Genomic DNA, 13,720 nt, shown 5'->3' with positions numbered 1-13,720 from the left:
GTCGACCTCCTCGGTCAGGCCTGGACGCCGTTCGGGACGATCACCAGTGGGGCGGTACAGCGGTGCACCAGGGCTCGCCCGGTGGAGCCGAACAGCAGGCCGCGGAAGCCGCCGAGACCCCTGCTGCCGATGACCAGGCAGTGGGCGCGGGTCGCGACGGCGGCCAGCATCGGAGCGGGGGAGCCGGTGAGTACCTCGCGCCGGACCCGGATGTCCGGGTACTTCTCCTGCCATCCGGCCATGGCCTCGGAGAGGTCCACCAGGGACTCCTCGATCAGTTCGGGCCGGTCGACCTCGGTGGGGCGTCGGACCTCCACGGCCTGAACGTCGGCCCCGACGAGCGAAGCCTCCTCGAAGGCGAAGCCGATTGCGGTCCGGGACGCCTCCGAGCCGTCCACCCCGACCACGACCGGCCCGGGCCCGGACAGGCCCTCGGGCGGCTCGGGAACGAGGGCGATCGGGCAGTTCAGGTGACCGACCAGGGACGCCCCCTTGGAACCGATCGGCAGCGCGGAGCGTGCCTCCGTCAGCCGGCGGATGCCGAGGACGAGCTGGGCGGCCTCGTCGGCGGCCTCGCGCAGCACCCGCACCGGGCGGCCCTCGGCCAGCTTCGTGGTGATCTCCAGCCCGGGGTGTCGCTCGGCGGCCAGCAGCCGGGCGGTGTCCAGCAGCGCGTCACCGGCGGCCCGCAGGCCGATCACCCGGTGGCGGCCCTCCTCCTCCGGCTGACCGGTCGGCCATTCCTGGGCGTGCAGCAGCTGCAGCGGCAGGCCGCGGCCGGCAGCCTCGTCCGCCGCCCAGCGCACGGCCCAGCGGCTCGCCTCGGAGCGGTCGACGCCCACGATCACGGGGCGGCGGTTCTCGAAGCGGTTCATCGCAGACTCCTTCGTCGGCCCCGGCCGGCGCCGTCACCGGCTCTGTGCGGAGCCTTGACCACCCTCATCGTCGGCCGCCGCCGACCGCGCGGGCAGGGCCGGTCGGTCCCGTGCCGCAGGCCGGTGGGCCCTGACCGGCCCCGAGCCGAGCTCACCCCGGTCAGCGATCCAGCCCGGCCGGCCCGCGGCCCGGGGCCGGTCGGCCCCTGCGGAATCCCGGGCCGCGGTGGACAGTGGAACTACGCGTGCCACCCACCCCCGGGAGGTACCGGGGACCAGCCCGAGGACAACCCGATGGAAACCACCACCGCACCGCTCGCCGAACTGGACGAACAGGGCCTCGCCGCGCTCGTCGAGGCCCTGCGGCGGCGCGGGTACACCGTGATCGGACCCACCGTGCGGGACGGTGCGATCGTGCTCGCCGAGCTGGCCTCGGCGGACGAGCTGCCGTACGGCTGGGGCGTCGAGGCCGAGGCCGGGACGTACCGGCTGCGCCCGCGTTCGGACCGGGCGGCCTTCGCCCATTCGGCCGGGCCGCAGTCCTGGAAGACCTTTCTGCACCCGCCCCGGGCCCGGCTCTGGCAGGCCGACCGCGCCGAGGGCGGCACCTTCACCGTCCGGGACGACGACGAACCGCCGCCCCGCTACGCCTTCCTCGGCGTGCGCCCCTGCGACCTGCGGGCGATCGCCGTGCAGGACCGGGTGCTGACCGGTGGCCCGTACGCCGACCCGGTGTACGGGCCGCGCCGGACCCGGGCGTTCATCGTCGTGGCCGAGTGCACCGAGCCGAGCGCGGTCTGCTTCTGCACCTCGATGGGCACCGGCCCGGGCCTGCCGCAGGGATCGTCGTACGACCTGGCGCTCACCGAGACGGCGGAACCCGACGGCCTGCACTACCTGGTGCGCGCGGGCAGCCCCGAGGGGGGGGGGGGGGGGGGCGCCCCCCCCCCCCCCCCCCCCCCCCCCCCCCCCGGCCCCCCCCCCCCCCCCCCGGGCCCCCCCCGGGGGGGGGGGGCCCCCCCCGCGGCGCCGCCCCCCGCCCGCCCCCCCCCCGGGGGGCCCGCGCCCCCCCCCCCCGGCGCCCCCCCCCCCCCCGCACTCCCCACCCGCCCCACCGACGGCGAGCAGGCCCGCCGCGCCGTCAGCGAGGCCGCCGGGCGGATGGGCCGGACCATGGACCCCACCGACCTGCGCGCGCTGATGGCCGGCACGATGACCGCCGAGCGCTGGGACCAGGTCGCCGACCGCTGCCTGACCTGCGGCAACTGCACCATGGTCTGTCCCACCTGCTTCTGCACCACCACCGAGGAGGTCACCGACCTCACCGGCGACCACGCCGAGCGGTGGCGCCGCTGGGACTCCTGCTTCGACCTCGACTTCTCCCACCTGCACGGCACCGGCCCGGTCCGCACCTCCGCCCGCAGCCGCTACCGCCAGTGGCTCACCCACAAGCTCGGCACCTGGCACGACCAGTTCGGCTCCTCGGGGTGCGTCGGCTGCGGCCGCTGCATCGCCTGGTGCCCGGTCGGCATCGACATCACCGAAGAGGTCGCCGCCCTGCGCGCCGAGGACGCGACCACGTCGGAGGGAGCCCCGTGACGCACCCGACGACCCCGGACCCGACCACCCCCGCCCCGATGACCCCGCACCCGATAACCCCGATCCCGTACCGGGTGCTCGCCCGCCGCCGGGAGAGCGCCGACACCGTCACCCTCGACCTCGTCCCGGTCGCCGCCCGGCTGCGCCGGTTCCGGCCCGGGCAGTACGCGATGCTGTACGACTTCGGCACCGGGGAGATCCCGGTCTCCGTCAGCGGCATCGACGGCGCCCTGCTCCGGCACACCGTCCGGGCGGTCGGCAAGGTCAGCGAGGCGCTGTGCCGGGCCGAGCGCGGCCACTGGATCGGTACCCGCGGACCGTACGGGACGGCCTGGCAGACCCCGCCCACCGGCAGCGACGTGCTGGTCGTCGCCGGCGGCATCGGGCTCGCCCCGCTGCGTCCCCTGATCGAGGAGGTCCTCGCCCGGGCCGAGGCGTACGGGACGGTCTCGGTGCTCACCGGGTACCGCGACCCGGGCGAGCAACTGTTCCTCGACGACGTGCCGCGCTGGCGCTCCCGGGCGGACTTCCGGACCACGGTGGACCGCCCCGAGCCCGGTTGGCCCGGCGCCACCGGGCTGGTCACCGGCCTGCTGGACGACGCCGACTTCCGCCCCGAACGCTGCGCCGCCTATCTGTGCGGTCCAGAAGTGATGATGCGCGCCACCGCTCGGGAGCTGCTGCGCCGGGGCGTTCCCGCCGAGCGGATCCGGGTCTCGCTGGAACGCAACATGCGCTGCGCGACCGCCTGGTGCGGGCACTGCCAGCTGGGGCCCGTCCTCGTCTGCCGGGACGGTCCGGTCTTCGGCTGGGACCACGCCGAGGGCCTGCTGGCCACCCCGGAGCGGTGAGCACGATGACCCGCACCCCGCGCCTGGCGGTCTGGAAGTTCTCCTCCTGCGACGGCTGCCAGCTCACCCTCCTCGACTGCGAGGACGAACTCCTCGCGCTCGCCGGGCAGGTGGAGATCGGCTACTTCCTGGAAGCCTCCAGCCGTCAACTGCCGCCGCCCTACGACCTCTCCCTGGTCGAGGGCTCCATCGCCACCGCCGCCGACCTGGAGCGCATCCGGCGGGTCCGGGAGCAGTCCCGGCACCTGGTGACCATCGGCGCCTGCGCCACCGCCGGCGGCGTCCAGGCCCTGCGCAACCTGGTGGGCCTGCCCGAGTACCGGGCCGTCGTCTATGCCCGGCCCGAGTACATCGACAGCCTCGACCGCTCCACCCCGATCGCCGCCCACGTACCGGTCGACCTGGAACTGCGCGGCTGCCCGATCGACAAGCGGCAGCTGCTGGAGGTCATCACCGCCTACCTGGCCGACCGCAAGCCCGACATCCCCACCCACAGCGTCTGCTTCGAGTGCAAGCTGCGCGGCACCACCTGCGTCACCGTCGCCCACGGCACCCCCTGCCTCGGCCCCGTCACCCAGGCCGGCTGCGGCGCCATCTGCCCCGCGTACGGGCGCGGCTGCTACGGCTGCTTCGGGCCGATGCAGACGCCCAACACCCGGGCGCTGCTGCCACTGCTGCACCGCGACGGCGTGACCGAGGCGGACGCTGCCCGCCTCTACCGCACCTTCAACGCCGAGGCCCCCGAGTTCTCCGAAGCGGCCCGCCAGGCGACCGAGGAGGCCGAATGACCCACCGCACCGAGCGGCTGCTCAGCGTCGGCGCGCTGGCCCGCGTCGAGGGCGAGGGCGCGCTGCACCTCGCCGTCCGCGACGGCGAGGTCGAGGACGTCCGGCTGCAGATCTACGAGCCTCCGCGCTACTTCGAGGCGCTGCTGCGCGGCCGCCGGTACACCGAGCCGCCCGACCTGACCTCGCGCATCTGCGGGATCTGCCCGGTCGCATACCAGATGAGCGCCTGCCGCGCGGTCGAGGACGCCTGCGGGGTCGTGGTGGACGGCCAACTCGCGCTGCTGCGCCGGCTCCTGTACTGCGGCGAGTGGATCGAGAGCCACACCCTGCACATCTACCTGCTGCACGCCCCCGACTTCCTGCGCCTGCCCGACGCCCTCGCGCTGGCCCGCACCGACCCCGCCCTGCTGCAGCGCGGGCTGCGGCTCAAGAAGGCCGGGAACGAGATCGTCGAGACGCTCGGCGGACGGGCGATCCACCCGGTCAACGTCCGGCTCGGCGGCTTCCACCGGCTCCCTGCACACGCCGAACTCGACCACCTGGCCACGGTGTTGAGACAGGCCCGGACCGACGCCGAGGACACTCTCGGCTGGGTGGCCGGGTTCGACTTCCCGCCGCTGACCGTCCGGCACGAACTCCTCGCCCTCACCGAGCCGGACGGCTACGCCATCGACTCCGGCACCCCGACCGGTGCGCCGGCCGGATCGTTCCCGGTACGGGACTTCGAGCAGCGCGTCCGGGAACACCAGGTGCCGCACTCCACCGCCCTGCACGCCACCCTCGACGGCCGGCCCCACCTGACCGGGCCGCTCGCCCGCTGGAACCTCGGCAGCGAAGGCCTGCCCGCCGAGGTCCGCGCCCTGGCCGCCGAAGCCGGACTCGGCCCGCGCTGCGACAACCCCTTCCGCAGCATCGTGGTCCGGGCCGCGGAGGTCCTGTGGGCCGTCACCGAAGCACAGCGGATCATCGAGGGGTACGAGCCCCCGCCCGCCCCCGCCGTCCCGGTCCGGCCCCGGGCGGGGAGCGGGTTCGGCGCCACCGAGGCCCCGCGCGGGCTGCTGTACCACCGCTACGACCTGGACGAAGCCGGGATCGTCCAGCGGGCCGTCATCGTCCCGCCGACCGCGCAGAACCAGAGCGCGATCGAGGCCGACCTGCGGGCCTTCGTCCAGCCCCGGCTGCACCTGGACGACGCGGAACTGACCCGCCGGTGCGAGCAGGCGATCCGCAACTACGACCCCTGCATCTCCTGCGCGGCGCACTTCCTCACCCTCACCGTGGACCGGAGGTGACGGGCATGGGCGGTGAACGCGTCGTCGTCATCGGCGTCGGCAACGAGTACCGCCACGACGACGGCGTGGCCGTGGCCGTCCTGGCGGAACTCGCCGCCGGCGGCCTGGCCGTCGCCCGGCTCACCCTGTGCGACGGCGAGCCCACCCGGCTGATGGAGCTGTGGGACGACGCGGACCTCGCGGTCGTGGTCGACGCGGTGCACAGCCATCCGGGGGAGCCGGGCCGGATCCACCAGGTCGACGTCGACGCCGACCACCTCCTCGCCGATCCACTGGCCGGGGAGGAGGCGGCGGCCGGCACCCACGGCCTGGGCCTAGGCCACGCCGTCGCCCTGGCCGCCGCACTCGCCAAGCTGCCGCGCGAACTGCTGATCATCGCGGTCGAGGGCACGGACTTCTCGATCGGCGAGGGCCTGAGCCCGGCCGTCGCCGACGCGGTGCCGCGCGTCGTCGCCGAGGTCCGCCGGGCGGTGCACGCCCGGCGATGACGGCGCGGCCGGCCAGGTGGAAGGGGTCCGTTGGGCCCTGTCGTCGCCGTCCCGCCCGCTGCTGCGCCGGGATCTCGCGCCCTGAGGACGCCCGGCCGCGCACCCGCACGCGCCGGATCCCGACGGAGGCGACCAGGTGGATCGGCACTGTCCGCGTGCCGGGCCGTCTGCCAGAATCGACGGGTCGGTCACCTGGACGAGGAGGGATCCCTTGGGCGGGGACGAGGTGCGCTCCCGGCCGCCCCAGCTGCGGCTGGACGAGCTGCTGGAAGAACTGCAGGCCCGGATCGACGACGCCCGCGGTACTCGGGACCGGGTGCACAGCCTCCTGGAAGCCGTGCTGTCGGTCGGGCGCGAACTCGACCTGACCCAGGTGCTGCGGCGCATCGTGGAGGCCGCAGCCGTGCTCGTGGACGCGCGGTACGCCGCCTTGGGCGTGATCGGTCCTGACGGGGAGACGCTCTCGCAGTTCCTGACCGTGGGCCTGTCGGAGGAGGAGATCGAGCCCATCGGCCCGTACCCGACCGGCCGGGGCATCCTGGGGGAGCTGATCCGCACCCCGGAGGCACTCCGGCTGGCGGACCTCTCCCGGCACCCCGCGTCGTACGGGTGCCCGGCGCACCACCCGGTGATGACCACTTTCCTCGGCGTCCCGGTGCGGGTGCGCGACGAGGTGTTCGGCAACCTCTACCTGACCGACAAACGCGGCGGCGAGGAGTTCGACGCGGACGACGAGGCGGTGATCTCGACCCTCGCCGTCGCGGCCGGAGTGGCGGTGGACAACGCCCGCCTGTACGAGGAGGCCCGGAGCCGGCAGCGCTGGCTGAGCGCGAGCGGGGAGGTCACCCGGGCGCTGCTGTCGGGTGCCGCGCGTGGCGACGTGATGGAGCTGATCGCGCGGCGGTCCATGGAGATCACCCGATCCGAGCTGGTCGACCTCTCGGTGCGGGGGGACGACGGCGAGGGGCTGAGGGTCGAACTCGCCCTGGGCGGCGACCCCGCCGCACGGCTGGGGATTCGGCTGTCGCTGACCGGAACGCTGTCGGGGGAAGCCTTCAGCGCCGGTTCGCCGGTCACCACCGTGGACCTGGCGGAGGACCCCCGACTCACCGATGGTCCGCGGCGGTTCGCGGGCCTGGGGCCCGCGGTGGCCGTGCCGTTGGGCCGTGCGGAGGGGCGGAGTGAGGGAGCGCTGCTGCTGGCTCGGCGGACGGGCGAACCGGCCTTCACCGAGCGGGAGATCGGCCCGCTCGTCGGCTTCTCCCACCAGGCCGCGCTGGCACTGGAGCTGGCTGAGCGGCGGCGGGACGCCGAGCAGCTGGCGATGCTGGAGGACCGCGACCGCATCGCGCGTGATCTGCATGACCTGGCGATCCAGCGGCTGTTCGCCACGGGCATGACCCTGCAGAGCGCCGCGCGCCTCATCGACCACGCCGGCGCCTCGGACCGGGTGTCGCGGGCGGTGGGTGATCTGGACGAGACGATCAAGATCATCCGGTCGACGATCTTCGGGCTGCGGGCCCGGGAAGGCGGCGCCGGCCAGGGACTGCGGGCCCGCGCCGTGCGGGCCGCGGAGGAGGCCCAGGCGGTGCTCGGCTTCGCGCCCCGGCTGAGCATGGAGGGGCTGCTCGACACCGACGTTCCCGCGGAAACCGCGGACCACGTCGTGGCGGTGCTGGGCGAGGCCCTCAGCAACGCGGCCCGGCACGCGCGGGCCGGGCGGGTCGAGATCGTGCTGCAGGCGACCGGGAAGCAGGTGGTGCTGACGGTGCAGGACGACGGTGTCGGCGTCCCGGAGCAGGGCCGTCGCAGCGGCCTGACGAACCTCGCCGCACGGGCCGACACCCTGGGGGGATCGTTCGAACTGGCGAGCCCGCCGGGCGGCGGCACGCGGCTGGTCTGGTCGGCGCCGTTGGGAGGCTGACGGCCGGCCGGCGGTTCAGCCGGCGGAGCGCCCCCGGCCGTGGTCGTGGGCCGCGAGGGTCCGGCCGGCGATGACGGCGGCCTGGACCCGGCGTTCGACGCCGAGCTTGGCGAGAAGGCGCGAGATGTGGTTCTTGACGGTCTTCTCGGCCAGGAACAGTCGCTGCCCGATCTGACGGTTGGTCAGTCCTTCGCCGATCAGGGCCAGAACCTCGCGCTCCCGTTCGGTGAGCTCGGGGAAGTCGCGGGTCCGAGGACCGGTGTCCCCGCGCAGGCGGGCCATCAGCCGGGTGGTGGCGCCGGGATCGAGCATGGACTGTCCGGACGCGACCGTCCGGACGGCGGAGACCAGATCCGTTCCGCTGATCTGCTTGAGGACGTAGCCCGCGGCACCGGCCATGATGGAGTCGAGCAGGGCCTCCTCGTCGTCGAAGGAGGTGAGCATCAAGCAGGCCAGGCCGGGCATGCGTGAGCGCAGCTCGCGGCAGGCCGTCACGCCGTCGCCGTCGGGCAGTCGCATGTCGAGGACGGCGACGTCCGGCCGCAGTGCCGGGACCCGGGTGAGCGCCTGCTCGACGGTGGCGGCCTCACCGATCACCCGCAGGCCCGGTTCGGAGTCCAGCAGGTCGCGCACGCCCCGGCGGACCACTTCGTGGTCGTCGAGCAAGAACACCTTGACGGGGTCGCCCGCCCGTTCCACCGTGCTGTCGGCCATCGCTACTCCGTAACCGTGCGCCTGCCGCCCGACCGACGGGCGAGACCTCGGAGCATTCTGCCGGGTACGCGGGCGGGCCGGTAGGGCCCAACGGCCCTGTCCGCCAACGGCCCTGTCCGCCAACGGCCGTGTCCGCCAACGGCCGTGTCTTCCGACCGGCCTTGTCCGCCGACGGCGCTGTTCGCCGACGTCCGCGATGTCCTGGCGATGTGTCACCCGCAGCGGGAGACGGACACGCACCGACGAGGTTCACGATCCGACCGGTCGCCGCGGCCGTGGACATGTGAGCGGGACCTTCGGGCCGCATCGGAGGGCTGCTCGGCCTCTGTGGCGGCCCCGGCGCGACCGCGAGTCTTTTCCGTACACCCCGGGCCGCGGGCAACCGCACGCGGCCGTCGAACACAGGAGGAACGCCATCATGTCGCATGCCGTAGTGGTCGGAGTCGACGGATCGGAACCGAGCGGGGCCGCGGCCGCGTGGGCCGCGCAGGAGGCCCGCCGCAGTGGGCGGCCGCTGCGGCTGATCCATGCCGGGGCGGCTGAGGCCTTCGCGCCCGGGGAGCCCCACGACGAAGCCGAACTCCTTCCGCGGGCGGTGCTCGCGGTGCGGGACCGCATCGCACGGACGCTGCCGGACCTGGAAATCACCTGCCGACACGTGTCCGGCAACCCGGCGTACGTGCTGGCCGCCGCCGGCGCGCGGGACGGCCTGCTGGTGGTCGGCTCGCGCGGATCGGGCGGGTTCACCGGGCTGTTGGTCGGCTCGATCGCGCTGCGCACGGCGGCGCGGGCCCACTGCCCCGTAGTCCTGGTCCGGGCCGGCGCGGACGGCGGGGAGGCCGCCTCCGGCGAGGTGGTGGTCGGCCTGGACAGCGCCCGGCCGTGCGGCGAGCTGCTCGCCTTCGCCTTCGGGCAGGCCGCCGCGCGCGGCGCGGCGCTGCGGGTTCTGGAGAGCCGGACCGTGCCCGTCGGGCCGTACGTGACGGAGGCGCCGCTGGACCAGCGTGAGATCAGGGACTCCCTGGCGGCGGCGGAGCTGACGCGTCTCCAGGACACGCTCGCCCCCTGGCGCGAGAAGTTCCCCGAGGTCCGCGTCGAGGCCGAGGTGACGGCCTGGCCGGCCGGGCGGGCACTGGTGGAGGCGTCGCGGGGGGCTTCGTTGACGGTGGTGGGCCGTCGGACGTCCGGGCTGCACGCGGCCGCGCCCTGGCTGGGAGGTGTGACCCATGCCGTCCTGCACCACGCGCACGGCCCGGTGGCGGTCGTGCCGCACGACTGAGCGTCGACCGCAGCGTCGGGAAAGCCCCGCCGGCCGTCCTGGAGCCGCACGCCGCCCTCGCGGTGACGGCCGTGGTCGGGCTGAAGGTCCCGGCCTCCGGGACCCGTTCTTCGCGACTCCGGGCGCAGCGCCGAAGGTCGAGGCAGACGAGAGCACGTTGTCGTGGTGCGCCACCGCAACGACTGACCCGTACACCCCCTGGCCGGCGCGCCGGCGCGCCGCCGATCGGAGAGGAAGGAGCGAACCGGCCATGCGACACCGGATCGTAGGAGAACTGATGACGTCGGCCGTCGTGCACGTACGGCCCGACACCGGCTTCAAGGAGATCGCCCGGCTGCTCGCCGAGCACGACATCACGGCCGTGCCGGTCCTGGACGACGAGGACCGGCCGCTCGGTGTGGTCTCCGAGGCCGACCTGCTGCTCAACGAGGCGGCCCAGGAGGACCCCGCAGGACTGCTGCTCACCCCGGATCTGACGCCGGGCGAGCGTGCCCGCAGCCGGGCGACCACCGCCGTGGGCCTGATGACCGCCCCGGCCGTGTGCGCGCGTCCGGAGTGGACGGTCGTCGAGGCGGCCCGCCTGATGGAGAGCGAGCACGTCAAGCGCCTGCCCGTCGTCGACGAGGCCGGCCGACTGGTGGGCATTGTCAGCCGCGCCAACCTGCTCCGGGTGTTCCTGCGGCACGACGGGGCCATCCGCGAGGAGATCCGCGCCGAAGTCCTGCGCCGCGCCCTGGGCATCGACCCGGACACCCTCGACGTCCAGGTCCACGGCGGCCGCGTCGTCCTCGCAGGCACGCTCGACCACCCGGGCCAGGCGCCGGTGGTGGAGAGGCTGTGCCGCAGCGTGGACGGTGTCGTGGACGTCACCAGCCGCCTCGGCCACCGCACGGATGCCGCCGCCCCGCACCGGGCCGGCTGAACCACCACCGCACCCGTCCGGCCCGCGCCCGCCGGAGTCCGGCACCCGGCCGCCGTCGAGGACCTCGACTGCGGCCGACCGGTGTCGTGCGCGCCCGGGGCGTACCGCCCCTGCCGCTGCCCCCCGAAACGGCGTTGTCGCGAGCCCGTGACCGGCGGTGCCGTACGGGACCTGCGGTTCGCGGAAGAGGGACCTTCGGCCTTCGGGTGTGCCCCATCGGCACGGTCCCCGGCCCGGGCCACCGGGGCAGATTGGAACCGTCGGCGCGAACGGAACACCCGGCGCGCGACCCTTGCTGACGAACCGAAAGGTGGCCAACGCCATGCCTCGTCACCCGCAGACGGAGGAGCAGGTCCCCGCCGTCCCGGCCCCCCACCCGGCCACGGCGCCGGGCCCCGACGCCGCTGTCGGCGCGCTGGTCGCCGACGCGCTGACGGCGCTCGACGCGTACGCGGACTTCACCCAGGAGCAGGTCGATCACATCGTCAGGAAGGCCTCGCTGGCCGCACTGGCCCGGCACACCGGGCTGGCGGCGCTGGCGGTGGAGGAGACCGGGCGAGGACTGTTCGAGGACAAGGCGGTGAAGAACGTCTTCGCCTGCGAGAACGTCACCCATGTGATGGCCCGGACGAAGACGGTCGGGGTGGTGTACCGGGACGAGATCGACGGCATCGTGGAGATCGCCGAGCCGGTCGGCGTGGTCGCCGGAATCACCCCGGTGACCAACCCGACCTCGACCGTGATCTTCAAGTGCCTGCTGGCGCTCAAGACCCGGAACCCGATCGTGTTCGCCTTCCACCCCTCGGCGCAGCGCTGCTCGGCCGAGGCGGCCCGGATCGTGCGGGACGCGGCAGTGGCGGCGGGCGCGCCGGCGCACTGCGTGCAGTGGATCGAGGAGCCGTCGATGGCGGCCACCCGCGCCCTGATGAACCATCCGGGCGTGGCCACCATCCTGGCCACCGGCGGCAACGCCATGGTGCGGGCCGCGTACTCCTGTGGCAAGCCCGCCCTGGGCGTCGGCGCGGGCAACGTCCCGGCGTACGTGGAACGGAGCGCCGACCTGAAGCGCGCCGTCAACGACCTCGTGCTGTCCAAGACCTTCGACAACGGCATGATCTGCGCCTCCGAACAGGCGGTGATCCTGGACGCGGAGATCCGCGGCGCGGCGCTCGACGAGTTCCGGAAGCTGAAGGCCCACCACGCGAGCCCGGAGGAGAAGGCGCTGCTGGAGCGGTACCTGTTCGGCTCCGGCGACGGCTCCTCCTGCGCCGGGGGGCGGCTGAACGCCGACGCGGTGGGCCGGTCGGCCGCGCAGGTCGCCGGGGCGGCGGGCTTCGAGGTGCCGGCCGACACCTCGGTGATCCTGGTGGACGCCGAGCGGGTCGGGCCGTCGGAACCGCTGACCCGCGAGAAGCTCTGCCCGGTGCTCGCCGTGCTGACCGCCCGTTCCCGCCGGGAGGGTGTCGAACTCGCTTGCGCGATGGTCGAGTTCGACGGCCTCGGGCACTCGGCGGCGGTGCACACCGAGGACGCGGCGTTCGTCGAGGAGTTCGGGCACGCGGTCAAGGCCTGCCGGATCATCTGGAACGCGCCCAGCTCGCAGGGCGGTATCGGTGACGTCTACAACGCCTTCACGCCCTCGCTGACCCTGGGCTGCGGCAGCTACGGGCACAACTCGGTGGCCGGGAACGTCTCGGCGCTGAACCTCGTCAACATCAAGCGGATCGGGCGTCGCAACACCAACATGCAGTGGTTCAAGGTCCCGCCGAAGATCTACTTCGAGCGCAACTCGGTCAAGTACCTGGCGAGCATGCCGAACGCCCACCGGATCGTCATAGTGACCGACCGGACGATGGTCGAGATCGGCCACCTGGAGCGGGTGCGCGGCATCCTGGACCGGCGCCGCGAGCCCGTTGAGGTCCGGGTCGTCGACTTCGTCGAACCCAACCCGAGCATCGACACCGTGGTCAAGGGCGCCGAGCTGATGCGCGGCTTCCGGCCCGACACCATCGTCGCCCTCGGTGGCGGGTCGCCGATGGACGCGGCGAAGGTGATGTGGCTGATGTACGAGCACCCGGAGGTGGAGTTCGCGGACCTGAAGGAGAAGTTCTTCGACATCCGCAAGCGCGCCTTCACCTTCCCCGACCTGGGGGAGAAGGCGAAACTGGTGTGCGTCCCGACCACCTCCGGGACCGGCAGCGAGGTCACTCCCTTCGCCGTCATCACCGACACCGCCACCGGCCAGAAGTACCCCCTCGCGGACTACGCGCTCACCCCGAGCGTGGCCATCGTCGACCCGGCGCTGACCACCGACCTGCCGGCGCACGTCACCGCGGACACCGGCTTCGACGCCCTCACCCACTGCATCGAGGCCTATGTCTCGGTCTACGCCAATGACTTCACCGACGGCCTCGCCCTCCAGGGGATCCGGCTGATCTTCGAGAACCTGGAGCGGGCGGTGGTGGCCGGCCCCGACGACCCGGCGGCGCGGGAGAAGATGCACAACGCCGGCACGATCGCCGGCATGGCCTTCGGATCGGCCTTCCTCGGCGCCGTGCACGCCATGGCCCACACCCTCGGCGCGACCTTCCACGTCGCCCACGGCCGCACCAACGCCCTGCTGCTGCCGCACGTGATCCGCTGGAACGGCTCCGCCCCGGCCAAGGTCACCGGCTGGCCCAAGTACCAGAGCTACACCGCCCCCGAGCGCTACCAGTCCATCGCCCGGACGCTCGGCCTGCCCGCGGCCACCCCCGAGCAGGGCGTCGAGTCCCTCGCCGCGGCCGTGGAGGACCTCCGCGACGAGGCCGGCATCCCGCGCTCCTTCAAGGAGGCCGGCGTCGACGAGGCGGCCTTCCTGGCGGCCCTGCCGCAGCAGGCGATGAACGCCTACGAGGACCAGTGCGCCCCGGCCAACCCGCGGCTGCCGATGCTGGCGGACATGCAGCAGCTGATGCGCCAGGCCTACTACGGCGACCAGGACTGAGC

General features: G+C 74.0%; 11 protein-coding genes. 9 read left to right on the top strand and 2 right to left on the bottom strand.

The features are described 5' to 3' along the window. Positions 1 to 14: 14 nt before the first annotated feature. Positions 15 to 875 (bottom strand): universal stress protein, encoded by an 861-nt coding sequence (locus ABTY61_RS36890; RefSeq protein WP_350509556.1) that lies wholly within the window; start codon positions 873 to 875, stop codon positions 15 to 17. A 294-nt stretch (positions 876 to 1,169) separates the two neighbouring features. Here ABTY61_RS36890 and ABTY61_RS36885 point away from each other — a divergent pair, with 294 nt between their 5' ends. The 6 genes from ABTY61_RS36885 (at position 1,170) to ABTY61_RS36860 (ending at position 7,817) form a co-directional block, all read left to right on the top strand. Further along, the gene (locus ABTY61_RS36885; protein WP_350509555.1) at positions 1,170 to 2,474 is read left to right on the top strand and encodes a 4Fe-4S dicluster domain-containing protein; all 1,305 of its coding nucleotides are present in this window, start codon (positions 1,170 to 1,172) and stop codon (positions 2,472 to 2,474) included. 38 nt (positions 2,475 to 2,512) lie between these two features. Further along, on the top strand, positions 2,513 to 3,325 hold the full coding sequence (locus tag ABTY61_RS36880) for an FAD/NAD(P)-binding protein (protein ID WP_350509573.1): 813 nt from the start codon (positions 2,513 to 2,515) through the stop codon (positions 3,323 to 3,325). A gap of 5 nt (positions 3,326 to 3,330) precedes the next feature. Then, a complete protein-coding gene (locus tag ABTY61_RS36875; protein WP_350509572.1) occupies positions 3,331 to 4,113 on the top strand; it encodes an NADH-quinone oxidoreductase subunit B family protein in 783 nt (260 codons plus the stop codon). Next, on the top strand, positions 4,110 to 5,405 hold the full coding sequence (locus ABTY61_RS36870) for a Ni/Fe hydrogenase subunit alpha (RefSeq protein WP_350509554.1): 1,296 nt from the start codon (positions 4,110 to 4,112) through the stop codon (positions 5,403 to 5,405). The genes ABTY61_RS36875 and ABTY61_RS36870 overlap by 4 nt, the downstream gene beginning before the upstream one ends. A gap of 5 nt (positions 5,406 to 5,410) precedes the next feature. Then, on the top strand, positions 5,411 to 5,893 hold the full coding sequence (locus ABTY61_RS36865) for a hydrogenase maturation protease (protein WP_350509553.1): 483 nt from the start codon (positions 5,411 to 5,413) through the stop codon (positions 5,891 to 5,893). 211 nt (positions 5,894 to 6,104) lie between these two features. Next, on the top strand, positions 6,105 to 7,817 hold the full coding sequence (locus ABTY61_RS36860; RefSeq protein WP_350509552.1) for a sensor histidine kinase: 1,713 nt from the start codon (positions 6,105 to 6,107) through the stop codon (positions 7,815 to 7,817). Between the two features lie 15 nt (positions 7,818 to 7,832). On the opposite strand, the gene ABTY61_RS36855 is transcribed toward ABTY61_RS36860, so the two are convergent. Then, positions 7,833 to 8,531: a response regulator gene (locus ABTY61_RS36855; protein WP_350509551.1), complete on the bottom strand. Its 699-nt coding sequence runs from the start codon at positions 8,529 to 8,531 to the stop codon at positions 7,833 to 7,835. Positions 8,532 to 8,949: 418 nt separating this feature from the next. On the opposite strand from ABTY61_RS36855, the gene ABTY61_RS36850 reads away from it, so the two are divergent. From ABTY61_RS36850 to adhE, 3 genes are all read left to right on the top strand, one after another. Continuing rightward, positions 8,950 to 9,810: a universal stress protein gene (locus tag ABTY61_RS36850; protein ID WP_350509550.1), complete on the top strand. Its 861-nt coding sequence runs from the start codon at positions 8,950 to 8,952 to the stop codon at positions 9,808 to 9,810. 250 nt (positions 9,811 to 10,060) lie between these two features. Then, positions 10,061 to 10,732, top strand: a complete 672-nt coding sequence (locus ABTY61_RS36845) for a CBS domain-containing protein (protein WP_350509549.1) — start codon at positions 10,061 to 10,063, stop codon at positions 10,730 to 10,732. A gap of 322 nt (positions 10,733 to 11,054) precedes the next feature. Next, positions 11,055 to 13,718, top strand: a complete 2,664-nt coding sequence (adhE, locus tag ABTY61_RS36840; RefSeq protein WP_350509548.1) for a bifunctional acetaldehyde-CoA/alcohol dehydrogenase — start codon at positions 11,055 to 11,057, stop codon at positions 13,716 to 13,718. Positions 13,719 to 13,720: the final 2 nt, after the last annotated feature.

The organism is Kitasatospora sp. NPDC096128 (assembly GCF_040303105.1).
In the GTDB taxonomy this organism is placed as follows: domain Bacteria; phylum Actinomycetota; class Actinomycetes; order Streptomycetales; family Streptomycetaceae; genus Kitasatospora.
This window is presented reverse-complemented; position numbering and strand designations above follow the sequence as displayed.